Raw genomic sequence first — 23,947 nt, forward strand, 5'->3', positions numbered from 1 at the left:
TCCTGATCAGCCGAAACGGCCGGTGATGTAGTCTTCGGTTTCCTGGCGGGCGGGCTTCATAAAAATTTGTTCGGTCTGACCGAATTCCATCAACTCACCCAGATACATGTAGGCCGTGAAGTCAGACACGCGTGCGGCTTGCTGCATGTTATGCGTCACGATGGCCACTGTGTGGTCTTTCTTCAACTCGCTGACCAACTCTTCGACCTTGGCGGTCGAGATCGGATCGAGCGCCGAGGTGGGTTCGTCAAGCAATATGACCGACGGCTTGACCGCCACGGTGCGTGCAATGCACAGGCGCTGCTGCTGACCACCCGACAAAGACAGACCGCTTTGCCCGAGTTTGTCTTTGACCTCGGTCCAGATCGCCGCCTTGGTCAGCGCCCATTCCACCCGCTCGTCCATATCGGCGCGGCCGAGGTTTTCATACAAACGGATGCCAAAAGCGATGTTGTCGTAAATCGACATCGGGAACGGCGTGGGCTTTTGGAACACCATGCCCACACGGGCACGCAACAAGTTCAGGTCTTGCTTGGCATCGAGGATGTTCTGGCCGTAAAAGTTGATCTCGCCTTCGGCACGCTGACCAGGGTACAGGCTGTACATGCGGTTGAGCGTGCGCAGCAAGGTGGACTTACCGCAGCCTGATGGGCCGATGAAAGCGGTGACCTTGTTCTCTGCAATGTCCAGATTGACATTTTTCAGGCCCTTGAAGGCGCCATAAAAGAAGTTCAGATTGCGAATTTCAATCGCGTTCTTCAATGGGAGGTTTTGCGTTGCAGGCATTGGAAATTCCATCCATTCAAAAAATTAGCCTTGGGCTTTTTCGCGGAAAAACACGCGGGCCAAGATGTTCAGGATCAACACCGTCAAGGTGATCAGCAAAGCGCCGCCCCAGGCCAGGCGGACCCAGTTGTCGTATGGGCTCATCGCGAACTGGAAAATCACCACAGGCAAGTTGGCCATGGGTGCGTTCATGTTGGTCGAGAAGAACTGGTTGTTCAAAGCCGTGAACAGCAAGGGTGCCGTCTCACCGCTGATGCGGGCCAGGGCCAGCAGCAAACCGGTCATCACGCCCGACTTGGCTGCGCGCAAGGTGATGAAGGTGGCCACTTTCCAGCGCGGTGCACCCAGGGCAAAAGCCGCTTCACGCAAGCTGCCAGGCACCAAGCGCAACATGTTTTCGGTGGTGCGCACCACCACAGGCACGGCGATCAAGGACAAGGCCAAAGACCCGGCCCAACCCGAAAAGTGCTGCACCTGCGCCACCAAGACCGCATACACAAACAGCCCCAGCACGATGGAAGGCGCAGACAACATGATGTCGGTCACAAATCGGGTCAGCTCAGCGGTTTTGCTTTGGTCACCATATTCAGCCAGGTACACCCCGGCAAAGATGCCAATGGGCGTGCTGACAAAGGCCGTCACCAACACCATCATCAGGCTGCCGACGATGGCATTGGCCAAGCCGCCGCCCTCGGAGCCGGGGGCCGGTGTGGATTGCGTGAACATGGCCCAGTCCAATGCAGCCAAGCCGTTGGACAGCAGCACAGACAAGATCCACAGCAAGACGAACAGGCCCAAGCCCATCGCCGACATGGACAAAGTCAAGCCAATGCGGTTGACCACTTGTCTGCGTTTGTAAATTTTCAGATCCATCGTATTTCTCCAGTGCGGGGCATCAGGTCTTGGTGCCCTTGGCTTTTTCTGCGCGAATCAACATGATCTTGGCGATGCTCAAGACGATGAAGGTGATCACGAACAGCAAGAAGCCCAATGCGAACAAGGTGGACAAATGAAAGTCAGCCGCTTCGCCAAATTCATTGGCCAAAGTCGAGGCGATGGTGGTCCCTGGCGAGAACAGTGATGCGCTCAAGCGTTGCGAATTGCCAATCACAAAAGTGACCGCCATGGTCTCGCCCAGTGCGCGCCCCAGACCCAGCATGACGCCACCGATGACGCCCTTTTGGGTGTAGGGCAAAACGATGCTGCGCACCACTTCCCATGTCGTACAACCGAGGCCATAGGCCGACTCGCGCAAGATGGGCGGCACGATCTCGAACACATCGCGCATAACGGCGGCGATGAAAGGGACGATCATGAACGCCAGCACAATGCCCGCCGCCAAAATGCCCACGCCGTTCATGGCGCCGCCAAACAGCTTGCCAATCAGGGGCATCTGGCCCAAGGTCGATTGCAGGGCGGGCTGGCCATATTCGGCAAACAGGGGCGCGAAGATGAACAGACCGAACATGCCATAAATGATGGAAGGCACTGCGGCCAACAACTCAATGGCCGTGCCCAGCGGGCGGCGCAAAGCGGTCGGGCAGGTTTCGGTCAAAAACAGGGCAATGCCAAACGACAGAGGCACTGCGATCAGCAAAGCAATCAGCGCACTGACCAGGGTGCCAAAAATGGCGATGGCCGCACCGAACTCGTCGTTGACGATGTCCCACTCGACACGCCAGATGAACTGGAAACCAAACTTGGCCAAGGCCGGCCAAGCATTGATCAGCAAGGAAATGATGATGCCCATGAGGGCAAACAAGACCAGCAGCGAAAAGCTCAGGGTGATCTTGTGAAAAAAGAAGTCCTGAATGCGTTGACGCTTCACCACGGACAGCATGTTTTGATCGGGCGCGTGGCGGGCCTCTTCGATCGATCCCATATTCATTCCTTGTGACAACTGCACAGTGTGCAACGCGGTACTTTTAAAAAGGCCCCTCGCCCTTGCGGGTGAGAGGCCTGGAAGCCCTCAAGGGCTTCGCTTCACAATCACTTGATCTCAGACCAGACTTTGCTGCGAATCTGGTTGGTCAGGCTGTCAGGCAGTGGCACATAGTCCAAGTCAGAAGCCATCTTTTTGCCGTTCTTGAAAGCCCAGTCAAAGAACTTCAGGACTTCATCGGAAGAAGCTTTATCGGTGGGTTTTTTGTACATCAAGATGAAAGAAGCGGTGCTGATGGGCCAGCTCTCGTTGCCTTTGGCATTGACCATCGACACGCCCATGCCAGGCACGCTGAACCAGTCGGCACCCGCTGCTGCTGCAGCAAAGGTCAGGTCATCTGGGCTCACGTACTTGCCAGACGCGTTGAGCAGCTGCAAATAGTTCATGTTGTTTTTCTTGACGTAGGCGTATTCCACGTAACCCACGGCACCTTTGACGCGGTTCACGTTGGCTGCAACGCCTTCGTTGCCCTTGCCGCCCACGGACGAATCTGCCGGCCACTTGACCGCAGCGCCTTTGCCCACTTTGTCGGCCCAGGCTTTGCTGACGGACGTCAGGTAATCGGTGAAGTTGAAGGTGGTGCCCGAGCCGTCGGCGCGGTGCACCACAGTGATGGACTGGTCAGGCAAGTTTTTGCCAGGATTCAAAGCGGCCAGTTTGGCATCGTTCCACTTGGTGATGGTGCCCATGTAAATGTCGGCCAGTACGGGGCCACTGATGCGCAGCTCACCGGGCTTGAAACCTTCCAGGTTCACCACGGGCACAGTACCGCCGATGATCGCCGGGAATTGGACCATACCGTCTTTGTCCAGGTCGTCGCCCGACACGGGCGCGTCAGAAGCACCAAAGGTCACGGTCTTGGCGCGGATTTGCTTCAAACCACCCGAAGAACCGATGGACTGGTAGTTCAGGCCAGTGCCGGTGGCAGCCTTGTAGGCTTCGGCCCACTTGGCATACATGGGGTAGGGAAAAGTGGCGCCAGCGCCAGTGATGTCGGCAGCCCAGCTGGTGGCGGCCAGAACGCTCAGGCCCACGGCGGCGATCACGGATTTCATTTTCAACATATCCACTCCTGTTTCAGGGTCATCACAAGACAGAGGGCCAAGAATTGACCGCTCTTTATTCATGTCATTGAATTTAACGACAGATTGTGACAAGAATGTGTCAAATAAAAAACCAAGGTGTTTCAGCGCACAGAAGCACCTGGCCACCGCCGCCATGATGCACCGTGAGCTCAAGCATCCCAAGCCAAGCGAAGATTGCTTTTTGACTCATTTTTTCTAATTCAGATTGGCTGCATGTTGACACTCTCAGATCCCACCGCGCTTATCCCGCTGTCTGTGGCTTTGGGCATCGGCCTGCTGGTCGGCACGGAAAGGGAGCGCCACAAGGGCAACGGCCCCCAGCGCCGATCGGCAGGCATCCGCACCTTCACGGGCGCGGCGATGCTGGGCTTTGCAGCGCAAAGTCTGAGCACGCCCTGGTTGGTGAGTACCGCCTTGCTGGCCTTGGGCGCACTCAGCATGAGCGCATACCAACAATCGCGGCGAAACGATCCGGGTCTGACCTCTGAAGTGGCCATTTTGCTGACCTGCTTGCTGGGCGCACTGTCGCGCCCATCGCCCGAATTGGCGGCCACCATGGGCATCGCCCTGGCGGCCATCCTGGCCGCTCGAGAAGAAATGCACCGCTTTGTGCACCAAGTCATCACCGAGCAAGAACTCAAAGACGTGATCGTTTTCCTGGCTGCAGCACTGATTTTGCTGCCGCTGAGCCCTGACCTTTACACCGGGCCGTTCTTGGCCATCAACCCGCATGACCTGGCACGCTTTGTGGTCGCGGTCATGAGCATCAGCGCCTTGGGTTACATGGCCAAACGCACATTGGGTGTGCAGGCGGGCATGGCACTGACCGGTTTTGCCGGTGGTTTCATCTCCAGCACAGCCACCATTTTGGCGATGGGCCAAGCCTCCAAACGCGAGCCTCAGGTGCTGCATGCCGCCGCCATGGGTGCGGTGCTGTCCACGATTTCCACCATGGTTCAACTGGGCTTTTTGATTTCTATCCTGATTCCCGGCATCTTGGCGGGCATGCTTTTGCCGATTGGCTCAGGCTGCTGCACTGCAGGTCTTTATGCCGTGTGGTTGCACAAGGCACACCCCGCACAACTGAGTCCACCGAATTGGGACCTGAAAGGCCACGCATTTGAGCACAAGACCACGCTGATGCTCAGCTTGGCTGTGCTCAGCATCACCATCATGACCGCCGCATTGAACCACTGGATGGGCAAGCTCGGTGTGCTGATCGCCAGCATGCTCGCAGGCTTGGTGGACGCTCATTCGAGCGTAGCTTCCATGAGCAGTTTACTCAACAAAGGACAATCATCACCTGCACAAGCCCAACTGGCCATCTTGTTGGCCGTCAGCACCAACACCTTGAGCAAGGCGGCTGTCGCCATCGGTGCTGGCGGCAAAGCGTTTGCGCTGCTGATCCTGCCCGGACTGCTGCTGGTGATCACCGCGGTCTGGCTGGGCGCATGGGCCAGCCCGTGGACAATAGGGTTCACCGGAACACCATGACAAGGACAAGACCCGTGAACACCATCAACTGGTCTGACTGGCGCGTGTCGCCACAGCACCCCCTGGATTTGTCCGATATACCAACCCTGCCTGGCGCGCACACCGAGGCCGAAAAGCAGCAATGGCCTGCACGCATGGCCGAACTGGCAGAGCAGCTCAACCGCTTGCAAGCCATGCTGTATGCCAGCAAAACACGCGCCTTGCTCTTGGTCCTGCAAGGCATGGACACCTCTGGCAAAGACGGTTGCATCCGCAGTGTCTTTGCCCACATCAGCCCCTTGGGCGTGCGGGCTGAGGCTTTTGGTGTGCCGCAGGAACTGGAATACCGGCACGACTTCTTGTGGCGCATCCATGCCAAAACACCGGCCTTGGGCGAGATGGTGATCTTCAACCGCAGCCACTACGAGGACGTGCTCGTGCCGATCGTGCAGAACACGCTAGAGCATTCCATGTGCGAGGAAAGACACCAACATATTCGGCACTTTGAATCCTTGCTGCACGACAGCGGCGTTGCGGTCGTCAAGTGCTATTTGCACATCTCCAAACAGGAACAAAAAAAACGCTTGCAAGCTCGACTGGACGACCCCTTGAAACACTGGAAAGTGCAGGCCTCCGACTTTGAAGACCGCAGACACTGGCGTGCCTACATGCATGCCTACGAAAACGCCATGCAAGCGACCAGCACCGATGCAGCGCCTTGGTATGTGGTGCCCGCCGACTCCAAGCCTTACCGAGACCTGTTGGTCGCCGAGCTGTTGGTGCACACCTTGCAGAGCATGTCGCTGGTCATGCCCAGCCCAAAACTGGATTTGACGCATTTCAAAATGAAGTGAGCCATGCCCCGCATTCAAAAAGCCAGACGCTCAGCCGCTCAGGATCTGCCCGGCAAGAGCGCTGGCCTGGCCTGGTGGCATTTGAAACATCTTTTGCGTGTCTCGCTGCAAGACACCTGCAACTTTCTCCAAGCCTGGACGCACACCCGACAAACAGAGAGCTTGCACCAGGCCAGAGTGGCATGGCGCCGTCAAAAATGCCTGTTGAAGTTTTACAAACCCTTGCTGCCTGAGCTGCCTGAGCGCGGCAAGGCCGCTCTTCGGTATTTGTGGCAACTCACTGGACAGCTGCGCAATCTGGATGTGGCTCTGGAAAACACCTTGCCCACATGGCACCAAAGTCACCCCAATGTGGGTGCCAACGAGTGGCCTGCTTTGCTGCAACTGCTGCAGCAAGACCGTCTGCGGGCACGCCACGCACTGGCGCAAGAAATCGCCAAGCCGCATGTCGGCGCAGCATTGCAACAACTCAGGAATTGGAACAAGCGTCTGAAGACTGCACACCTGAAACTCCAGGACAGGCCCTTTCGGCAATGGGCCAAACAAAGGCTTCAACGTTTGCAGAAAAATATCAAAAACCACCGTCACGCCCGCAGTCCAGAGCGGCGACACCAAGGCCGCATCCTGCTCAAACAAGAGCGATATGCCCTGGAAAGTCTGCTGACGAACCGGCCCGACAAAAAACTGCGGGCTCAACTGCGGCGCGTGAGAAAAAAACAAATCGCTTGGGGCCATGATCAGGACATGCAGATGGTGTTGAATCTGATCGAAGGGCATGAGCACTGTCCCAAGTTGGCTCAAGCTTGGCGCGCATCGATGGGCCACTTGGATTCTTCACAGTGAAAACTGATTGTCATCAAATTTTCAAATAACCGTCACATAATCAAGCCCACTGTTGCCACCGATTCCACCATGCAAACCCAGTCCCTTTTCGCCGCCATTGACCTTGGCTCCAACAGTTTTCGTCTGGAAATCGGACAACTGGAAGCGGGGCACCTCAGGCGCGTGGAGTACCTCAAGGAAACCGTGCGCCAAGGCAATGGCTTGGATGCTGATCGCAACCTGAGCGAAGACGCCATGCAGCGCGGCTGGGACTGCCTGGCCCGATTTGCAGAACGCATCGCCGGCTTTCAGCCCCACCAAGTGCGTGCGGTGGCCACTCAGACCATGCGCGAAGCTCGCAACCGCGAAATTTTTTTAGCCAAGGCCAAAGACATACTGGGTTTTCCGATCGAGGTCATTGCAGGGCGTGAAGAAGCACGCTTGATTTACTTGGGTGTGTCACACCTTTTGCCCCAATCACCAGAGCGCCGCCTGGTGGTGGACATTGGCGGGCGATCGACCGAATTGATCTTGGGCCAAAACGCCCAAGCCCAAACGCTGGAGTCTTACCGCGTTGGCAGCGTGGCCTGGTCGATGAAGTACTTCCCGGATGGGCAATGGACCAATTCAGCGTTCAAGGCTGCCGAGATTGCGGCCAAAGCCATTTTGGACGAGGCGCAAATGCTCTACCCACGTTCAAGCTGGGACACGTGCTACGGCTCGTCAGGCACCGTGGGCGCGGTGGCCGATGTGCTGGCTCTGGCGGGTTGGCCTGAAGGCTTGATCACCCGCGACGGGCTCGATTGGCTCAAAGACAAGCTGCTCAAAGCACAAAAACCCGAGTACCTCAAGATCGAAGGCATCAAAGAGGACCGCCGTCCGGTCATCGGCGGTGGCTTGGCCGTCTTGCGCGCCGTTTTTGATTTGCTGCAAATTGACGAAATGCTGGCCGCACAAGGCGCCCTGCGCCATGGTGCCTTGTATGACCTGCTGGACCGTGAAAGTCCACAAGACGATGTGCGCGCGCACATGATTGCTTGGCTGACACAGCGATTTGGCGCTGACTTACTGCAGGCCGAACGTGTCTCAAGCACCGCGCAAACCCTGTTGACCCACATGCTGGGCAAGGGCGCGCATGACACCGACACCGAAACCGCACGCCATTTGCGCAAAGTGCATTGGGCTGCACAACTGCACGAAGTCGGCATGCGCATCTCGCACAGCGACTACCACAAGCACGGTGCCTACATTCTGGACAATACCGACTTACCGGGTTTCACGATCGACGAATTGCACCGACTGAGCCAGCTGGTGTTAGGACACCGCGGCAAACTTCGCAAACTCGATGCGCCCTTGCAAGACCCCCTGTTTGTCCAGCAACTCATGGCCTTGCGCATGAGCGTGATCCTTTGCCATGCTCGCCGCGATCCGGACACCTCCTCGATCGAGTTGAGTGTGGATGCCACCAGGAGAACCGCCAGACTCAAACTCAGCGCGCAGTGGGCCGAGCAATGGCCGCAATCGGCGCATTTGCTGAGCGAAGAAAGTGTCGCCTGGTTCAAAACCGGCTGGGAACTGAAAGTACAAGTCCTTTAAGGGGCGACGCAAACAGGCTCGGACAACACGGCCATTGATTTTCTTGCACCAACGGTATAAACTGTATGCACCGTTTTTTTAAAAGGAGATCATATGAACGCAACATCCACCACCAACCAAACCGCTGCACCCAGCACAAGTGCCAGCAAGGCTGTGAGCCCTGCCCCCGAGGCTGCGGCCAAAGCCCCTGCCAAAAAAGCACGGACGACATCACCCAAAGCCAAGCCGTCAACAACTCAGCGCGCACCCCAAGCAGCTTCCAAGGCAGCACCTGCCAAAGCGCCAGCCAAAGCACCGCGCAAAGCCGCACTCAAGCCAACACCTGTCAAGCCGCCTGTGACCAAGCCTGAAGCGGCCAAAGCCAAACCGGTCAAAGAGAAAAAAGTCAAAGTCGTGCGCGACAGCTTCACCATCCCAAAAACCGAATTCACCCAACTTGCAGATATGAAAAAACGCGCCATGACACTGGGCGTTGAAATCAAAAAAAGCGAATTGATCCGTGCCGGCCTGCAAGTCATCTCGGGTTTGCCAGATGCCAGCTTCAAGAAAGCACTGGCGGCCATCCCCACCGTGAAAACAGGACGCCCCAGCAAGTCCTGAAGGCTTAAAGCCGATCCGCGACGGTGACCGACATGATCACCGTCTGATCGATGCCGTCACGTTGGCGGCTGCGCAACCACCAGACGGACCCCTTGCGAACAGGGCAGGGCGTGTCCCCCATCTGCAGCAAGCGGGAAGCCACCGCGCCCAGCGATGGCTGATGCCCCACCAGAACCACAGGGTATTTGGCATGGGGCCAGCCCGCCGCTTCCAGCAAGTCATCCACGGATGCACCTGGCGACAGGGCATCACGCACTTTGTACCGACGCCCCAAAGCACGCACGGTCTGTTCGGCCCGGACCGCTGGGCTGCTGAACACCCTCACCCCTTCGGGTAACTGACGATCAAGCCAAACCGCCATTCGAGTGGCGTGCTTTTCACCCCGCGCTGTCAAAGCCCGCTGCATATCGTCCTGGCCCGCCTCGGCATCGTGGGCTTCGGCGTGTCGCCACAAGATCAAGTCCATGAACAACCCTCACTTCACTGCGCTGTAACGCGCCATCAGCGCGCTTTGTGCCCCATGCCCCGGGGCGTTCAAGCCCACACGGTGATAACGGCCATCGGTCGCCAGATCCCAGGCATCCTTGCTGTCGTGCAGATAGGCCAGCAAGCATTCATCAATGATGCGTTGGCGCAAGATGGGGTCATCGACTGGCCAGGCCAGTTCAACGCGCCGCATCATGTTGCGGCTCATCCAGTCGGCACTCGACAGGTACAAAGACTCCGTCTCGCCCGCACGGAAATAAAACACCCGTGAATGCTCCAGAAACCGGCCAATCACCGAGCGTACCCGGATGTTTTCACTCACCCCTGGTACGCCTGCGGGCAGCATGCAAGCGCCGCGCACAATCAAATCGATCCTGGCGCCTTGTTGGCCCGCCGCCAGCAGGGCTTCGATCAGCGGCACATCGGTCAAGGAATTCATCTTCAAGACAATGCGACCGCCCCGCCCGGCTTGTGCAGCCGCACCCGCTGCACGGATGCGCGAGAGCATGTCCGCGTGCAAGGTGAACGGCGCAACCAACAAACGTTTCATCTTTGGCAAACGGCTCTGGCTGGCCAGGTGTCCGAACAGCTGGTCCATGTCGGCCGTGATGGCCGCATCGGCCGTGAGGTAACTGATGTCGGTGTACAGCCTGGCCGTTCGCGGGTTGTAGTTGCCCGTGGACAAATGCCCGTAGCGCCGCAATGTGCGGCCTTCTCTGCGGGTGATCAAGAGCATCTTGGCATGGGTCTTCAGGCCCACCACACCATAGACCACCTGTGCGCCGATGGACTCCAGCTGCTCGGCCCAGTTGATGTTGGCTTCTTCGTCAAAACGGGCTTTGAGCTCTACCACCGCCGTGACCTCTTTGCCCTGACGCACCGCTTCACACAGCAGATCCATCATGGCCGGGTCACTGCCCGTGCGGTAGATGGTCTGTTTGATCGCCAGCACATTCGGGTCCGACACCGCCTCGCGCAAGAACGCCAGCACACCATCAAAACTTTCAAAGGGTTGGTGAAAAAGCACATCACCTTGGCGCAGTCGGGCGAGGATGGAGCCGTGGCTGGGCAACTGCACCGGAAAACTGGCCTTGTAGGGGGGGAACAACAGATGTGGTGCTTGTGCCAGATCGATCAACTGCATCAAGCGCACCAGGTTCACCGGGCCATTGACACGAAACACCGACAACTCTGGCAACTGAAATTCCTTGCGCAAGAATTCGGCCAGTCGCAGCGAGCAATCGGACGAGACCTCCAGCCGGACCGATTGACCGTAATTGCGGTGCTGCAAGCCTTCGCGCAGTGCCGTGCGCAAGTTGCCAATGTCGTCTTCATCGACGGCCAGATCCGAGTGACGGGTGACCCTGAACTGCGAGAACTGGCCCACCACACGGCCAGGAAAAAGCTCACTCAAATGCGCCCGGATCACACTCGACAAGAGCACAAAAGAAGTGGTGCCATTGCAAAGCTTGGCGGGCAGTGGAATCAATCGGGGCAAGACCCGTGGCACCTTGACGATGGCGATCTCGTTGGACCTTCCAAATGCATCCTTGCCGGACAACTGGACAATGAAGTTCAGCGATTTGTTGGCCACTTGCGGAAAAGGGTGTGCGGGATCGAGGCCCACGGGCACCAGCAAGGGCTGCACCTCGCGGCGGAAGTAGCTGCTTACCCAACGGCGTTGCTCGGCATTGCGCTCGCCATGCGAGAGGACTCGAAAGCCCTGACGCTCCAGTGCGGGCAACAAGTCATCGTTGTACAGCGCATATTGGCGGGCCACCATGGCATTGGCTTGCTCGGTGATGGCCGCCAGACTTTCAGCCGTGTAGGGTCCAGAACGCAGACCTTGCAAGGCCCCCATCACATGCGGCTCGGCACGCACTTCGAAAAACTCGTCCAGGTTAGAAGAGACGATACACAAATAGCGCAAACGCTCCAGCAAGGGCACATCGGGGCGATGTGCCCAATCGAGCACCCGCTCGTTGAAAGCCAGAATGCTCAAGTCTCGGTCCAGCAAGGACGATGGTGCTTTGTCGCTGTGACTGTTGGAGGATTCAGAACTCATGATCTTTTATTTTCATCTCAATGCGGTCTGATCCTAAGAACTATTCAAGTCACTTTGATGACAATTATGTGAACACCTCGCGCCCATCCTCCGTGCGTTGGCGCACATTGACCAAGTGCGAAGCAAAGCTTTTGGCCGTCTGAGGCCAATCAAAGTGCATGGCGCGTCTGCGGGCTTCATGTCGCGGCACCTGCAGGGCGTGCGCTACCGCATGGCCGAGGTCTTCGTGCAACACGCCACCCACAACGTCCGCATGGTCTGCCCCCAAGACCTGCAAGGGGCCATCCACCGGGTAGGCGGCCACCGGCGTGCCGCAAGCCATGGCTTCGAGCATGACCAAACCGAAGGTCTCATTTTTGGAAGGAAACACGAAGACATCGCTGGCGGCGTAGATTTGGGCCAATTCGGTGCGGGGCAAAACGCCCATCCACACCACACCGGGAAAACGCTGACGCAAACTGTCCTCCAAAGGCCCTACCCCACAGACGATGCGGGTGCCCGGCAGCTTCATCGACAAAAAGGCTTCGATGTTTTTTTCGTAAGACACACGGCCAACAAACAAAGACAAAGGTCTTGGCAAATGGGCCAAAGCGGGCAAGTCCAGCGGCTTGTCATGGTATTGGAACAAGCCCAGGTCCACCCCGTGGGTCCAGGACTTGAGCTGGGCGAATCCTCTGGCCTTGAGCATCTCAAGCACGCCCTGCGTGGGCACCATCACCCCCGAAGAAGGCCGGTGAAAGTGGCGAAACAAAGCGTAACCCCATGACAGTGGAACCCGCAAAGCGGCATGCAATATTTCCGGGAATTTGGTGTGAAAGGCCGTGGTGAAGGCCAGCTTTTTTTTCAGGCAATAGCGACGCGCCGCCCAGCCGATTGGGCCTTCCGTGGCCAGATGGATCGCATCGGGCTGCAATTTGTCGAGCATTTTGGCCAAAGGCTTGGCAGGGCGAACGGCCAGATCGATGCCCTTGTAACCCGGGCAAGGCTTGTTGCGAAACAAACCAGGATGGATCACTTCCACCTGCACGCCCAAGGGGGCCAAAGCCACCACCAACTCCTGCAAGGTCGTGACCACGCCGTTGATTTGTGGATGCCATGCATCGGTGATCAAGGCCAGTTTCATGCGAGGGCCTCCGCGGCATGCATTTCACGCACCGTGACCGCCTCACCTGCACCCCAATGCACGATCTCCAGGCGACCGTCCATGTGCTCAACCAGTGCGGTGCGGCTTTCCACCCAATCACCGTCGTTGCAATACAAAATGCCGTTGACGTCACGGATCTCGGCGTGGTGGATGTGCCCACACACGACACCGTCATACCCTCGGCGCTTGGCCTCTTGGGCCACTGCCACTTCAAAGTCGCTGATGAAGTTCACGGCTTTCTTGACCTTGAGTTTCAAATAGGCCGACAAAGACCAATACCCCAAACCCATGCGGGCACGCCAACTGTTAAGGTAGCGGTTGAGCTTCAAGGTCAATTCATACAACCAGTCACCCACATAAGCCAGCCACTTGGCGCACTGGATCACGCCGTCAAAATGGTCGCCATGGATCACCCACAACTTGAGGCCTGTGGCCGTGGTGTGCACCGTGTCATGAAGCACCTCCACACCGCCAAAGGCATGCCCCACGAAGTGCCGCGCAAACTCATCGTGGTTGCCAGGCACATAAATGACGCGGCAGCCCTTGCGCGCACGGCGAAGCAACTTCTGCACCACATCGTTGTGACTTTGAGGCCAGAACCAGCGGCGGCGCAGCTGCCAGCCATCCACAATGTCGCCCACCAAATACAGCGTGTCACAGCGGTGCTGCTTCAAAAAATCCAACAAGGCATCGGCCTGAAATCCGGGCGTTCCGATGTGCAAGTCTGAAATGAAAATCGCCCGCAACCGTGGGCGGTCTGCGGGCGAATCATCCTCTTCTGGTGGTGCTGCAGCATCGACAGGCACATCGACCGCAGCACCGGCCAGCGGTCTTGTGGCCATGGGCGATGCCTCAAACAGCAAGGCCGTTTGCAGGTCTGCGGTCGGCACGCGCATCAGACACTCCCCGAGAAGTGACGGCGATAGCGTGCAGGGATATCGGCCGTCTGCATCATCATGGGCAAATCGGCCGTGTTGAAATCCGGGTCCCAGGCAGGAGCGCCCAAAATCTTGGCGCCCAAACGCAAGTAGCCTTTGATCAGCGCTGGCGGCTCGATCGACAGGTCATGCTCAAGTGCATCCACTGGCAAGGGCAGACGCGGGCGCACATGGTATTGGATCGACGCCAAATGCGTTTCACGCAACTGGTGCCAGATGCTGGCCGCGGCATGGCCTGTGACCACCCCGTTGTGCAACATCGGGATGCTGGCGCAACCGATCATCACATCCAGGTGGTTGCGCTCCATGAATTCGAACAAGGCTCCCCACAGCGCCATGATCACGCCACCTTGGCGGTGGTCGGCATGCACGCAGCTGCGACCGAGCTCCACCATGCGGCTGCGCATGTCGCGCAAACGGGTCAAATCAAACTCGGTGTCGCTGTAAGTGCTGCCCGCGCGCTTGGCCTGCTCGGGCGTCAACACGCGGTAGGTGCCGATCACCTGGCCTGTTTCGGATTCACGCACCAGCAAATGCTCGCAATAGTCATCGAACAAATCGATGTCATGACCAGGCACCTTGGTGGACAAGCGGGCGCCCATCTCGGTGCCGAAAATGTCAAACCTCAGTCGCTGTGCTTCGCGGACTTCGTCCTGATGTTTTGCCCAACTGACCTCAATAGCGCTTTTGGCACGGCGAGGCAGGAAATCCACAGCGGAGTTGGACTGCGCCGGATGAAGTGACCCCCTGGGCAAATTCAACGGGGACAATGCGAAAGTGGGGTTGGGCAACTCTTTCATGAGGACACTCCTTTTGATCTGTCCCTCCATGATCAAAGGGGCTCATGACACCCAAAAGTCGAACTCATGAAATTTTCATGACGCCGCAGCTTGCATCAATTTTTCAAGATGCATCAACGCATCATCCCGACTGTCTTCAAACCAGGCCTTCTTCTTGCCAAGGTCATCCCACACACGCAACTTCAACGCATCCTTGAAGTAAGGCTGCGCTTCAAACGAAGCGCACTCCTGAGAGGACATGACACCGCCTTGCAGGCCCAGACTCCGGGTCGAATCCTGCGAAAGTTTGGCCGCGTAGGCTCGGTTGGTCGTGACCAAATAACGCTTGGCCTGCACATGCAGACGGACCGGCTCCGCCACGGCTGAGCCAAACAAAGGGGCAAGGATGTCGGCCGCCACGGCTTCATGACGGTCGTCTTCACCACGCAAAGTGGGTGTACCCGGACTGTTGACCCACAGATGCCCCAAGTCATGCAACCAGCTGGCCAATTGCAACGCGGTGTTTGCGCCCGATTTTTCGGCCAATCTGCCGCATTGCCATGCGTGCTCGAGCTGTGTGACGGGCTCTCCAGCATAAAGACGATCACCCCCATAGCGGTAAAGGTCCAAAATCGTCTTGTGTCGTTCGTGCATGCGCGCATGTTGAATGAAGTTCATGACATCCATGCGACAAGTCAGCAGCGCAAGATCACCTCAATGAAAACCATCCCACAACAGTTTGCTGCCCGTGAGGAACATGCCCAGATACACCAGCCGATAAAACATCACCGGCTCGATGCGCTTGGCAATGCGCACCCCCATCCACACGCCCAAAGGCGCAAAAGGCAGCAAGACCAGCGAGGTCGCAAAATTTTGCAAGTCCAGCAAACCCAACCAGGCGTAAGGCACCCACTTGGCCATATTGATGAAGAAAAACAAAAAAGCCATGGTGCCGGTGAACACCACCGGCTTGAGCTTGAGCGGAATCACATACGCATTGACCGGCGGCCCGCCTGCATGCGCGATGAAACTGGTAAAGCCCGAGATCGTCAACAAGATCGCCCCCAGCCAAGCGGGTGGCGGCGCTCTGCCTGGCTGCGGCGGGAACAGCAAACGCTGCGCCAGAAACAACAAGGTGAATCCACCCACCAGGCCTGCGACCAGATGCGGGTTCATCACCTTGAACAACAAAGTGCCAATCAAGATGCCCAGCAAGCTGAAGGGCACCATGAAAGCCAGCAAGCGGCGGTCCAGCGTCTTCTTGTAAGCCGCCATGCCCAGCACATCCATGACGAACAACACCGGCATCAAGATGGCCGCCGCCTGAGGCACCGAGATGGCCAAGGCCATGACAGGCACAGCCAATGAGCCCAAGCCCGCGCCAAAGCCGCTTTTGCTGATGCCCAGCAGCAGCACAGCGGGAACGGAGACGAAGTAGAAAAAGGGGTCGGTGATGAAGGGCAGGTCCACGGCAGATCTTTCAGGTCAGCCATCTTAGCCCGGGCCTGCCCACAGCCGCCCCTGCAAGCACCTCAGGACGTCAACAAACGGTGCAAAGCCGCCAGCCCCACCGGTGGCTCGGGCTGAAACGGGATGACAAACAGCCTTTCCGCCAGGGCGGGTCGAATCCGCTGGATCTGCCGCACCTCACCCGCCAGACGCGCCACCAGCAAAGGGTCACGGGGCTTGGCCGCCATCACAGACCGGTTGAGCACCCAGGCGTAAGGCTCAATGCGCGCGCGGCGCAAATCGTCTTGCAGGGCCACCGCCTGCGAGACCGGCGTGGTCTCGGGCAAAGTCACCAAAATGATCCGGGTGTAACTCGGGTCCTGCATGCGCATGAGCGGCGTGACCACCTTGGCCGCCGTGCCCGTGTGCTTTTCAAAACTGCTGAGCATCTGCCGGTGGTAAGCCCCGGCGGCATCCACCAACAGCAGCGAATGGCCTGTGGGTGCGGTGTCCAACACCACAAAACCCATGCGGGCCTGCGCCACGATGTGCGAAAACGCGTGGAACACCGCCACCTCTTCGGTGCAGGGCGATTGCAGGTCTTCGAGCAGCAAGGCCTTCTCGTGTTCGTCCAGCGAAGCGCCTTTGGCGGCCATGATCTTGTCGATGTATTTCTGCGTTTCAACCTTCGGGTCAATGCGGCTGACCTGCAGGCCCGGCACCTGCGCCTGCAGTGTCTGGGCCAAGTGCGCCGCCGGATCGGTGGTGCTCAGGTGAACGGTTTTGCCTTTTTGCTGCAAGCCCAGGGCTAAGGCCGCAGCCACCGTGGTTTTGCCTACACCGCCCTTGCCCATCACCATGATCAGGCCGTGCGATTGCTGTGCCAGCTCGTCCACCAGCTGCTGCAGGCTCTGCCCTTGCAGCGGGTCCACCACGACCGCAGAGCCACTGGGTGAAGGGGGCGCATCCGAGAGCAAGGCCCGAAGTGCAGGCAGACCGACGTTGTCCATCGCCCGCAGAGGCACTTCGTCCTGCGGCAAAGCGCGCAAGGCTTCGGGCATGTGCGCCAGTGCCTGCTGCCCTTGCGTGTCGATGGCCTGCGCGACCGCATCATCGGGCACGCTGGCATGGAACACGCCATTGACGATCAGCCGTTGTTGCGTCAAACCCAGAGCCTTCAGCTCCACGCTGGTGCGGGCGGCTTCGGCCAGTGCACTGACCTCGGGGCGCGCCACCAGAACCACCGAAGTCAAAGCCGGATTGCTGAGGGCGGCCAACGCCTGGTTGAAGCGCGCCTCCTGCATCTTCAGGCCCGAATGGGGCCCCAGACACGAAGCCCCCTGGTCATTGCCCGCCAAAAATCCGCTCCAGGCCTTGGGCAAACTCAGCAAGCGCAAAGTGTGGCCACTGGGCGCGGTGTCAAACACGATGTGCGCATACGGCGCGTCTTGCGCCAGCAGGCTGGAGAACTCGTCAAACGAAGCGATCTCGGTGGTGCAAGCACCCGACAGCTGTTCACGCACCACCGCCTTGTCAGCCTCGGGCACGGCAGGGTCCATCTGATCGATCACACGCTGCCGGTAGGCCCTGGCAGCCTCATCGGGGTCGATGTTGATCAGGCTCAGGCCCGGCACGCCGGGCACGGCCACCGGCTGGTTGCTCAAGGGCACGCCCAGCATTTCGTCCAGGTTGGAGGCCGCATCGGTGCTGACCAGCAAAACTTTTTGCCCGGCATCCGCCAGCGCGATGGCCGTGGCGGTGGACAGCGAGGTTTTACCCACGCCCCCCTTGCCCGTGAAAAACAAAAAGCGGGTCGGCGCTTGCAGCCATTGCAGTCGGGTCATTGTGTTGGGCACCATCGTGGATCTTTCGTTCAATTTACGCGAATTTCACATCTGAGGGTCTGCGCCAGATCAAGGTGCATTGCTCGACATCAAATCGTCACATATTTCCATTAAAGTCGAAGCATGGAAGAGAAACAAGTCATCAAAGCCCTGGCCGCGCTGGCCCAGCCCCACCGCCTGCAGATATTCCGCGCCCTGGTGGTCACCGGCACACAGGGCCTGACCCCCGCCGTCATGGCCGAAGGCCTGGGCGTGCCAGCGGCCACCTTGTCTTTTCACCTGAAAGAGTTGCTCCACGCCGATCTGATCTCGCAAGAGCGCAGCGGCCGCAACCTGATTTACCGTGCGCAATACGCGCACATGAGCGGCGTGCTCGCCTACCTGACGCAAAACTGCTGCCAGGGCGAAGCCTGCCTTGTCGAAGAAGCCACCGCCTGCCCCTGCTGAAGAGAACCACCATGAAAAGATTCCATGTCCACATCCGTGTCGATGACCTGAACGCGAGCATCGCGTTTTACGAGCGCCTGTTCTCGGCCCCGCCCACCCGGCTTGAATCCGATTACGCCAAATGGATGCTGGACGATCCGCGTGTGAACTTTGCCATCTCCACGCGCGGCGGCCAAGCTGGCCTGGACCACCTGGGGTTCCAGACCGATAGCGCCGAAGAACTGCTGCAACTGAAGGACCGGGCCCAAAACGCCGACATGGCCCTGATCGATGAAGGCGAGACCTCCTGTTGCTACGCCCAAAGCGACAAGCACTGGATCACCGATCCGCAAGGCATCGCCTGGGAACACTTTCACACCTTGGGCAACATCCCGGTTTTCCACGAAAACCAGGCCGCCCAGGCGTCCGGCGCTGTCTGCTGCGCACCACCCACGGCCCAAGCTGCTGCAACCGCCTCGGCATGCTGTGGCCCCACCTCTTCGTCTTCCTCATCCTCTTGCTGCTGAACCCCCATGACACACCCTGTTTACAACGTTCTTTTTGTCTGCACCGGCAACTCGGTCCGCTCGGTGATGGCCGAATGCCTGATGAACCATCTGGGCGCAGGCCGCTTCCAGGCGTTTTCTGCAGGCAGCATGCCCAATGGCACCGTCAACCCCCAGGCCCTGGCCACACTGGCCAGCCTGGATGTGCCCGCACAAGGCGTGCGCAGCAAAAGCTGGGCCGAGTTCAGCCAAGCCGGTGCACCTGTGCTGGATTTCATCTTCACCGTGTGTGACCGCGCTGCAGGCGAAGTCTGCCCTGTGTGGCCCGGACAACCCGTCAGTGCGCACTGGGGTGTTGCCGATCCGGGTGACATGCCCGCACAGTCCACAGCCGAAGTCGAGAAAAACTTCCGCGATACGGCCTATGCACTCAAACGAAGGATCGAATTGTTCATGGCCTTGCCCTTTGACAGCCTGGACCGACTCTCCTTGCAAGCCCACGCCCACCGCATTGGCCAAGAATAACGAGCACCACCATGACCACCAACGTCCTCATCCTGTGCACCCACAACTCCGCCCGCAGCGTCCTGAGCGAGGGCATGCTCAACCACTGGGCCCGGCAACTGGGCCGCGATGTCCGCGCGTTCAGTGCAGGCAGTGCCCCCAGCGGCAGGCTCAACCCCTTTGCGCTGGAAGCCTTGAACCATGCGGGCATCGACACCAGCGGCTACCGCAGCAAGAGCTGGGATGAATTCACAGCACCCGGCGCACCCGAGATGCACATCGTGATCACCGTGTGCGACAGCGCCGCCGCCGAGACTTGTCCCTACTGGCCAGGCAGCCCGGTCAAGGTCCACTGGGGTTACCCCGATCCGTCCAACGCCTTGGGTGGCGATGAAGGCAAGCGCCAGGCTTTTGAATTGACACGCCAAGCGATTGGCTACCGCATGTTGCAGCTCTTGCAATTGCCACTGGACCAGCTGAGCCCTGCCCAGCTGCAAAACGAACTGAACCGCATCTGCGCCAACTGAAGCCACACCATGAACATTTTTGAACGTTACCTCACCGTCTGGGTTTTCCTGTGCATCGTGGTCGGCATCGCGCTGGGCCAATTCATGCCCGAGGTGTTCCAGGCCATTGGCCAGATGGAGATCGCCAAGGTCAATCTGCCGGTGGGCTTGCTGATCTGGGTGATGGTCATCCCCATGTTGGTCAAGGTGGACTTTGGCGCCCTGGGCCAGGTGCGCCAGCATGTGCGCGGCATCGGCGTGACCTTGTTCGTCAACTGGCTGGTCAAACCGTTTTCGATGGCGCTGCTGGGCTGGATTTTCATCCGCCACCTGTTTGCGCCCTACTTGCCTGCCGACCAGCTGGACAGCTACATCGCCGGGCTCATCTTGCTGGCTGCAGCGCCCTGCACCGCCATGGTGTTCGTATGGAGCCGCCTGACGAATGGCAACCCGCTGTTCACCCTGTCGCAAGTGGCGCTGAACGACAGCATCATGGTGGTCGCATTTGCGCCGCTGGTGGGCTTCTTGCTCGGCATCTCGGCCATCACCGTGCCTTGGGACACCTTGCTCACCTCGGTGGTGCTGTACATCGTGATCCCGGTGCTGCTGGCGCAGCTGTGGCGCCGCCAATTGCTGCGCCAGGGCCAGGCGGCTTTTGATGCCGCCATGCAGCGCATCGGCCCCTGGTCCATCACGGCCTTGCTGGCCACGCTGGTCTTGCTGTTCGCCTTTCAGGGCGAAGCCATCTTGCAGCAGCCGCTGGTGATCGCCTTGCTGGCGGTGCCCATCCTGATCCAGGTCTTGTTCAACTCGGCCCTGGCTTATGGCCTGAACCGCGCCCTGGGCGAAAAGCACGAGATCGCCTGCCCCTCGGCGCTGATCGGTGCGTCCAACTTTTTCGAGCTGGCCGTGGCCGCCGCCATCAGCCTGTTTGGCTTCCACTCGGGCGCGGCGTTGGCCACCGTGGTGGGCGTGCTGATCGAGGTGCCCGTCATGCTGCTGGTGGTGCGCGTGGTCAACCAGAGCAAGGGCTGGTACGAACGGAGCTGAGTCCTGCACCGATTTGAAATCTCTCTATTCCGACGGCACTGCCCACCACAAAGTTTCATTCATGTTCGGTTAAAGAAATCTCATTGGCTGAAATTTATTAGAAAGGCTATACGGTGAAATCAATTCTTCTTCATCTAGCCAAACGCCACCTATCCAGCAATACGCCCACCGTAACACCTATGGTGTAGGCAGCCATGTCTGTCCACGAAAAGCTGCTACCCAGCACCAGCCGTCCCCACACTGTGAGCCTGATCGCGTTCAGCAAAGGGGTTTCGAGTAGTTGCGAGAACTCCACTAAGAAACACGTCAATAAGCTGACTTTCGCCAAAAAAACAGTCGTGGCTGCGGGTTTTATAAATGACCAAACATAGAAAATCATCAGTGCCCACAGCACATCACCGGGATGGTTGTTTAAGCCATACGACCAATGCTGCCCATAGTGACGGGATGCCAAGCCCAACGTAATCACCAGCAATATCAGTACGCCCGACATCCATTGGCTGCGCTGTTTTTCCTGACTCGGTGCGGCTTCACGCAGGCACATGTATCGTGGCCTTGATGTGCTTCAGATTGGTAACGATGGTAAAGCTCATGAGCACCAACAATGACCACGCACTCCATTTGCTCACATGCACGGCGGCCCATGCACCCATTTGATGAGGGTAAGCCCAGAGCCCCAGAAACGTGCCGATGTTTTCTGCCAACCAAATGAAAAATGCTACCAGTACCAAGCCCAAAGCCAAAGGCATGCGGCGGTCTGTTTGATTGGGACGGAACACGATGCGCGAGCGTGCGTAAAGCCCAAGGGCCAGTGCACCCAAGTACCAGCGGTAATCGCCAATGTAATGGTGAGTGAAAAAATTCAGATAAATCGCACCGGCCACCAGACCAGCCATCCAATATGGCGGATGGTGTTCTACCCGCATATGCAGCAAGCGCCACGCCTGAATGATGTAGCTGCCCACGGCGGCATACATGAAACCCGAAAACAGAGGCACACCCCAAAGCTTGGTGTGCGCAGGATCAGGGTATGACCAAGATTTGATGCCGCTGGAGGTCTTGAACACTTCCAACAGAAAGCCAAGCACATGGAAGGCGCAGATCGCCTTGAGTTCGTCCCAAGTTTCCACGCCAGAAAGCAGCATGCCCAGCTGGATGACCAAGGCGATCAAAAGGAGCAGATCGTATCGAGCGATGCCCCATTGACCAGCACGAGGGACCAACCACACCGACAAGAAGAACAGGCCTGCAAACAAGCAGGCCTGAGCTTCTTTGCGTGTGAAGTGGTAAAGCTCCAAAGTCCAGCGTGGCCAAGTTAGTCGAATAAATATCATGATGCAGAATTTTTTTGTGAATCTCTCTTATGGACCCACGGAAGCTGCAGAAGCAGGAGACGCAGCCGTGGCTGCAGCGCGGGCGTGCCAGTAAGCTTGGTTGTCTCGTGACGCCTGTTCTTCTTTGACCCGTTGGGGTGCTATTCGGTCCTCCCACTGCGCCTGGGCTTTATCCACAACTTGCAAGCTGGCTGAACCGCAATGACTCAAGCCGGGAATTCCGCCCGGCAGTCGAGCCTCCAACCAATCCACCCACGTGGGTGGCATGTTGAGGACGCAGTCTGCTGGTGGATTGATCCGGTCCATGGGACTATCGCTGTAGCGGATCATGCTGTCGTCAATCGCCAGGTAGTTGAGACGACTCTCTGGGTCGAAAGTGGAGCTTCTCCAAGCAAGCAGTTTGCCTTCTGTTGAATACACGCCGAATCCGAGTCCAAGGATACGCTGGCCAACGTCGTAGCACAGTTCAACATCAAAGGTTTGCCCTTCAAATGTATGCCGCTCAATTGGGCAGCTTGGTGTAGCGGTAGAAAACAGGCTATCCATCGTCAGAAGAATGTAAAGCACCAGAAAAGTGATCACCCCCCGTTTGCTCCACTTCTTGAGTAATTGCCAAGTTGCAGCCGTGTTCATTTGCACACCTCCGGCATATCCAAAACGATAGGCTGATCGAGTCTGACCAGCTTGGGCTCGGTCATGAGCAAAAAGTCACCCCCGCGGTTGTTTTTAGCACGCCAGTCACGGTAATTGCGGTTGCGCACGGGGTAGTACACATCTTTCTCCAGCAAAGAGCCGCCGATATCGACAGGGAAGCGAGCCACCTCATCGTTCCACAGTTCAACGTTTTGGTCATTGATGCGCTCAAGAAGCTTTAGCACCACAGAGTCCAGTGGTTTTGCTCGAACTGTATGGGTCGTATCAGCCACCTTTTTCATCCCCACGCTGGCCGCCACCGCCGCAGGCAAAACGATCACGCCATGGTTGTTCCAATGGCCCAAGTATTGCGATGATGCCCCGCTGTCGTGAAAGGAATAACTGTCTTTGGCATAAACCCACACATGGGTGATTTCCACCATGGATTTGCGACAGTGCCGTGTGCCCGTGGGGGTGTTATAGACGTTGTAAACCTCGGTCTTGACATTGGCGCGCGCCACCGCTGCATAGAAGTTGAAGTTGGCCAATGCCGCTGTCACGTCCGTCATGCCCAACGAATCGGTCAACGTGTCGAGCATTCCCACAGACTCCAGCTGAAACTGAAACAACTCGTGCACCGTTTGCCAATCGCCTTGGCAATGCTCGCGGGTATTCAGTTCGTGGCTCAGGCCGGGGTAGTTGGAGAGGTACTTGACGAAGTTCTTGCTAAGTTCACGCAAAGCGTTCGGCGATGCCAAGTGGGTCAGCAAAGCCTGATACCGCTTTTCAAGCTTGGGTTGGTCCCGCAGCCAGCTCAGGCTGATGGTGCTCAGGTCCACTTTGTCTTCGGGATAGCGTCCATCTTGAGCGTTACCGGGCTCGTCAGTCCCATAGGCGGTGTAGGCGGCACTGTCGAGCCATTTTTGCGCCAGTTTGGCGGCAACAGAGAAACCTGCTGCTCTCAGTGCCGCGGGGATGTCGTACAGATCAAACGGTTTGGGCAGCTTGGGTTCAGGTTTGACTTGGGCATTGGCTTGTTTTTTCTCGCCACGCGCAATCATCCATTCCAAAAAAACGACAGCAGCATCTTTTTTAGGAGGTACAGCGTGCCGTGCGACTGACGCT

General features: G+C 58.0%; 26 protein-coding genes. 10 read left to right on the forward strand and 16 right to left on the reverse strand.

The window, feature by feature from the left end; genetic code table 11:
• Positions 1-6 precede the first annotated feature (6 nt).
• The 4 genes from pstB to pstS form a co-directional block, all read right to left on the reverse strand.
• Positions 7-786, reverse strand: coding sequence for a phosphate ABC transporter ATP-binding protein PstB (gene pstB / locus B9Z52_RS07165; protein ID WP_108413157.1), 780 nt, complete (start codon positions 784-786; stop codon positions 7-9).
• A 24-nt stretch (positions 787-810) separates the two neighbouring features.
• Positions 811-1,659: a phosphate ABC transporter permease PstA gene (gene pstA / locus B9Z52_RS07170; protein ID WP_108413158.1), complete on the reverse strand. Its 849-nt coding sequence runs from the start codon at positions 1,657-1,659 to the stop codon at positions 811-813.
• A gap of 22 nt (positions 1,660-1,681) precedes the next feature.
• The gene (gene pstC / locus B9Z52_RS07175; protein ID WP_233251859.1) at positions 1,682-2,668 is read right to left on the reverse strand and encodes a phosphate ABC transporter permease subunit PstC; all 987 of its coding nucleotides are present in this window, start codon (positions 2,666-2,668) and stop codon (positions 1,682-1,684) included.
• Positions 2,669-2,775: 107 nt separating this feature from the next.
• Positions 2,776-3,792, reverse strand: coding sequence for a phosphate ABC transporter substrate-binding protein PstS (gene pstS / locus B9Z52_RS07180; RefSeq protein ID WP_108413160.1), 1,017 nt, complete (start codon positions 3,790-3,792; stop codon positions 2,776-2,778).
• Between the two features lie 234 nt (positions 3,793-4,026).
• Between pstS and B9Z52_RS07185 the strand changes: the two genes are divergently transcribed.
• The 5 genes from B9Z52_RS07185 to B9Z52_RS07205 all read left to right on the forward strand — a co-directional run bounded on the left by B9Z52_RS07185 (position 4,027) and on the right by B9Z52_RS07205 (position 9,158).
• Complete coding sequence (locus tag B9Z52_RS07185; RefSeq protein ID WP_108413161.1) at positions 4,027-5,307, forward strand: MgtC/SapB family protein; 1,281 nt, start codon at positions 4,027-4,029, stop codon at positions 5,305-5,307.
• 14 nt (positions 5,308-5,321) lie between these two features.
• Positions 5,322-6,140 carry a PPK2 family polyphosphate kinase gene (locus tag B9Z52_RS07190; protein WP_233251860.1) on the forward strand — a complete coding sequence of 273 codons (819 nt, stop codon included), beginning with the start codon at positions 5,322-5,324 and terminating at the stop codon, positions 6,138-6,140.
• Between the two features lie 3 nt (positions 6,141-6,143).
• The gene (locus B9Z52_RS18280; protein ID WP_108413163.1) at positions 6,144-6,983 is read left to right on the forward strand and encodes a CHAD domain-containing protein; all 840 of its coding nucleotides are present in this window, start codon (positions 6,144-6,146) and stop codon (positions 6,981-6,983) included.
• Positions 6,984-7,052: 69 nt separating this feature from the next.
• Positions 7,053-8,558 carry an exopolyphosphatase gene (gene ppx / locus B9Z52_RS07200; protein ID WP_108413164.1) on the forward strand — a complete coding sequence of 502 codons (1,506 nt, stop codon included), beginning with the start codon at positions 7,053-7,055 and terminating at the stop codon, positions 8,556-8,558.
• A 93-nt stretch (positions 8,559-8,651) separates the two neighbouring features.
• Positions 8,652-9,158, forward strand: a complete 507-nt coding sequence (locus B9Z52_RS07205; protein WP_233251862.1) for a hypothetical protein — start codon at positions 8,652-8,654, stop codon at positions 9,156-9,158.
• 4 nt (positions 9,159-9,162) lie between these two features.
• Here the strand turns inward: B9Z52_RS07205 and B9Z52_RS07210 are convergent, their stop codons facing one another.
• From B9Z52_RS07210 to arsA, 8 genes are all read right to left on the reverse strand, one after another.
• Positions 9,163-9,624: a histidine phosphatase family protein gene (locus tag B9Z52_RS07210; RefSeq protein ID WP_108413165.1), complete on the reverse strand. Its 462-nt coding sequence runs from the start codon at positions 9,622-9,624 to the stop codon at positions 9,163-9,165.
• 9 nt (positions 9,625-9,633) lie between these two features.
• Positions 9,634-11,709, reverse strand: coding sequence for a polyphosphate kinase 1 (ppk1, locus tag B9Z52_RS07215; RefSeq protein WP_108413166.1), 2,076 nt, complete (start codon positions 11,707-11,709; stop codon positions 9,634-9,636).
• A 64-nt stretch (positions 11,710-11,773) separates the two neighbouring features.
• Entirely contained in the window at positions 11,774-12,832 is a 1,059-nt protein-coding gene (locus tag B9Z52_RS07220) for a glycosyltransferase family 1 protein (protein WP_108413167.1), read from the reverse strand.
• Positions 12,829-13,749 (reverse strand): UDP-2,3-diacylglucosamine diphosphatase, encoded by a 921-nt coding sequence (locus B9Z52_RS07225; RefSeq protein ID WP_233251863.1) that lies wholly within the window; start codon positions 13,747-13,749, stop codon positions 12,829-12,831. Before B9Z52_RS07225 ends, B9Z52_RS07220 begins: the two co-directional genes overlap by 4 nt.
• Positions 13,749-14,591 carry a GNAT family N-acetyltransferase gene (locus tag B9Z52_RS07230; protein ID WP_108413168.1) on the reverse strand — a complete coding sequence of 281 codons (843 nt, stop codon included), beginning with the start codon at positions 14,589-14,591 and terminating at the stop codon, positions 13,749-13,751. The genes B9Z52_RS07225 and B9Z52_RS07230 overlap by 1 nt, the downstream gene beginning before the upstream one ends.
• Before the next feature lie 75 nt (positions 14,592-14,666).
• On the reverse strand, positions 14,667-15,224 hold the full coding sequence (locus tag B9Z52_RS07235) for an HD domain-containing protein (protein ID WP_233251864.1): 558 nt from the start codon (positions 15,222-15,224) through the stop codon (positions 14,667-14,669).
• A gap of 60 nt (positions 15,225-15,284) precedes the next feature.
• The gene (locus B9Z52_RS07240) at positions 15,285-16,040 is read right to left on the reverse strand and encodes a sulfite exporter TauE/SafE family protein (RefSeq protein WP_108413170.1); all 756 of its coding nucleotides are present in this window, start codon (positions 16,038-16,040) and stop codon (positions 15,285-15,287) included.
• Positions 16,041-16,102: 62 nt separating this feature from the next.
• Positions 16,103-17,878, reverse strand: coding sequence for an arsenical pump-driving ATPase (gene arsA, locus B9Z52_RS07245; protein ID WP_305037603.1), 1,776 nt, complete (start codon positions 17,876-17,878; stop codon positions 16,103-16,105).
• 108 nt (positions 17,879-17,986) lie between these two features.
• On the opposite strand from arsA, the gene B9Z52_RS07250 reads away from it, so the two are divergent.
• From B9Z52_RS07250 to arsB, 5 genes are read left to right on the forward strand one after another with little or no spacing between them, the layout of a single operon-like run.
• Positions 17,987-18,310: a helix-turn-helix transcriptional regulator gene (locus B9Z52_RS07250; protein ID WP_108413171.1), complete on the forward strand. Its 324-nt coding sequence runs from the start codon at positions 17,987-17,989 to the stop codon at positions 18,308-18,310.
• 11 nt (positions 18,311-18,321) lie between these two features.
• Entirely contained in the window at positions 18,322-18,816 is a 495-nt protein-coding gene (locus tag B9Z52_RS07255; protein WP_108413172.1) for an ArsI/CadI family heavy metal resistance metalloenzyme, read from the forward strand.
• Between the two features lie 6 nt (positions 18,817-18,822).
• A complete protein-coding gene (locus B9Z52_RS07260; RefSeq protein ID WP_108413173.1) occupies positions 18,823-19,320 on the forward strand; it encodes an arsenate reductase ArsC in 498 nt (165 codons plus the stop codon).
• Between the two features lie 11 nt (positions 19,321-19,331).
• Positions 19,332-19,826 carry an arsenate reductase ArsC gene (locus B9Z52_RS07265; RefSeq protein ID WP_108413174.1) on the forward strand — a complete coding sequence of 165 codons (495 nt, stop codon included), beginning with the start codon at positions 19,332-19,334 and terminating at the stop codon, positions 19,824-19,826.
• Between the two features lie 9 nt (positions 19,827-19,835).
• The gene (gene arsB, locus B9Z52_RS07270) at positions 19,836-20,855 is read left to right on the forward strand and encodes an ACR3 family arsenite efflux transporter (RefSeq protein ID WP_108413175.1); all 1,020 of its coding nucleotides are present in this window, start codon (positions 19,836-19,838) and stop codon (positions 20,853-20,855) included.
• 130 nt (positions 20,856-20,985) lie between these two features.
• On the opposite strand, the gene B9Z52_RS07275 is transcribed toward arsB, so the two are convergent.
• Genes B9Z52_RS07275 through B9Z52_RS07290 form a run of 4 tightly spaced genes read right to left on the reverse strand, consistent with a single transcriptional unit; the run spans position 20,986 to position 23,883 of the window.
• Entirely contained in the window at positions 20,986-21,399 is a 414-nt protein-coding gene (locus B9Z52_RS07275) for a DUF2809 domain-containing protein (protein ID WP_108413176.1), read from the reverse strand.
• On the reverse strand, positions 21,386-22,189 hold the full coding sequence (locus B9Z52_RS07280) for a DUF817 domain-containing protein (RefSeq protein ID WP_108413177.1): 804 nt from the start codon (positions 22,187-22,189) through the stop codon (positions 21,386-21,388). Before B9Z52_RS07280 ends, B9Z52_RS07275 begins: the two co-directional genes overlap by 14 nt.
• A 27-nt stretch (positions 22,190-22,216) precedes the next feature.
• Complete coding sequence (locus B9Z52_RS07285; protein ID WP_108413178.1) at positions 22,217-22,822, reverse strand: hypothetical protein; 606 nt, start codon at positions 22,820-22,822, stop codon at positions 22,217-22,219.
• Positions 22,819-23,883 carry a DUF6402 family protein gene (locus B9Z52_RS07290; RefSeq protein WP_233251881.1) on the reverse strand — a complete coding sequence of 355 codons (1,065 nt, stop codon included), beginning with the start codon at positions 23,881-23,883 and terminating at the stop codon, positions 22,819-22,821. The genes B9Z52_RS07285 and B9Z52_RS07290 overlap by 4 nt, the downstream gene beginning before the upstream one ends.
• Between the last annotated feature and the right edge of the window lie 64 nt (positions 23,884-23,947).

Origin of the sequence: Limnohabitans sp. Jir72 (genome assembly GCF_003063575.1) — a bacterium.
Taxonomy (GTDB): Bacteria; Pseudomonadota; Gammaproteobacteria; order Burkholderiales; family Burkholderiaceae_C; genus Limnohabitans_A.

Coding starts and splice junctions, on each gene's coding strand:
- ppx (WP_108413164.1), top strand. CDS start 7,053: ATGCAAACCCAGTCCCTTTTCGCCGCCATTGACCTTGGCTCCAACAGT.
- B9Z52_RS07210 (WP_108413165.1), bottom strand. CDS start 9,624: ATGGACTTGATCTTGTGGCGACACGCCGAAGCCCACGATGCCGAGGCG.
- arsB (WP_108413175.1), top strand. CDS start 19,836: ATGAACATTTTTGAACGTTACCTCACCGTCTGGGTTTTCCTGTGCATC.
- B9Z52_RS07205 (WP_233251862.1), top strand. CDS start 8,652: ATGAACGCAACATCCACCACCAACCAAACCGCTGCACCCAGCACAAGT.
- pstA (WP_108413158.1), bottom strand. CDS start 1,659: ATGGATCTGAAAATTTACAAACGCAGACAAGTGGTCAACCGCATTGGC.
- B9Z52_RS07290 (WP_233251881.1), bottom strand. CDS start 23,883: ATGATTGCGCGTGGCGAGAAAAAACAAGCCAATGCCCAAGTCAAACCT.
- B9Z52_RS07265 (WP_108413174.1), top strand. CDS start 19,332: ATGACCACCAACGTCCTCATCCTGTGCACCCACAACTCCGCCCGCAGC.
- B9Z52_RS07285 (WP_108413178.1), bottom strand. CDS start 22,822: ATGAACACGGCTGCAACTTGGCAATTACTCAAGAAGTGGAGCAAACGG.
- pstB (WP_108413157.1), bottom strand. CDS start 786: ATGCCTGCAACGCAAAACCTCCCATTGAAGAACGCGATTGAAATTCGC.
- B9Z52_RS18280 (WP_108413163.1), top strand. CDS start 6,144: ATGCCCCGCATTCAAAAAGCCAGACGCTCAGCCGCTCAGGATCTGCCC.
- ppk1 (WP_108413166.1), bottom strand. CDS start 11,709: ATGAGTTCTGAATCCTCCAACAGTCACAGCGACAAAGCACCATCGTCC.
- B9Z52_RS07250 (WP_108413171.1), top strand. CDS start 17,987: ATGGAAGAGAAACAAGTCATCAAAGCCCTGGCCGCGCTGGCCCAGCCC.
- B9Z52_RS07185 (WP_108413161.1), top strand. CDS start 4,027: ATGTTGACACTCTCAGATCCCACCGCGCTTATCCCGCTGTCTGTGGCT.
- B9Z52_RS07230 (WP_108413168.1), bottom strand. CDS start 14,591: ATGAAAGAGTTGCCCAACCCCACTTTCGCATTGTCCCCGTTGAATTTG.
- B9Z52_RS07255 (WP_108413172.1), top strand. CDS start 18,322: ATGAAAAGATTCCATGTCCACATCCGTGTCGATGACCTGAACGCGAGC.
- pstS (WP_108413160.1), bottom strand. CDS start 3,792: ATGTTGAAAATGAAATCCGTGATCGCCGCCGTGGGCCTGAGCGTTCTG.
- B9Z52_RS07280 (WP_108413177.1), bottom strand. CDS start 22,189: ATGATATTTATTCGACTAACTTGGCCACGCTGGACTTTGGAGCTTTAC.
- arsA (WP_305037603.1), bottom strand. CDS start 17,878: ATGGTGCCCAACACAATGACCCGACTGCAATGGCTGCAAGCGCCGACC.
- B9Z52_RS07225 (WP_233251863.1), bottom strand. CDS start 13,749: ATGCGCGTGCCGACCGCAGACCTGCAAACGGCCTTGCTGTTTGAGGCA.
- B9Z52_RS07235 (WP_233251864.1), bottom strand. CDS start 15,224: ATGCACGAACGACACAAGACGATTTTGGACCTTTACCGCTATGGGGGT.
- B9Z52_RS07275 (WP_108413176.1), bottom strand. CDS start 21,399: ATGTGCCTGCGTGAAGCCGCACCGAGTCAGGAAAAACAGCGCAGCCAA.
- B9Z52_RS07220 (WP_108413167.1), bottom strand. CDS start 12,832: ATGAAACTGGCCTTGATCACCGATGCATGGCATCCACAAATCAACGGC.
- B9Z52_RS07260 (WP_108413173.1), top strand. CDS start 18,823: ATGACACACCCTGTTTACAACGTTCTTTTTGTCTGCACCGGCAACTCG.
- pstC (WP_233251859.1), bottom strand. CDS start 2,668: ATGGGATCGATCGAAGAGGCCCGCCACGCGCCCGATCAAAACATGCTG.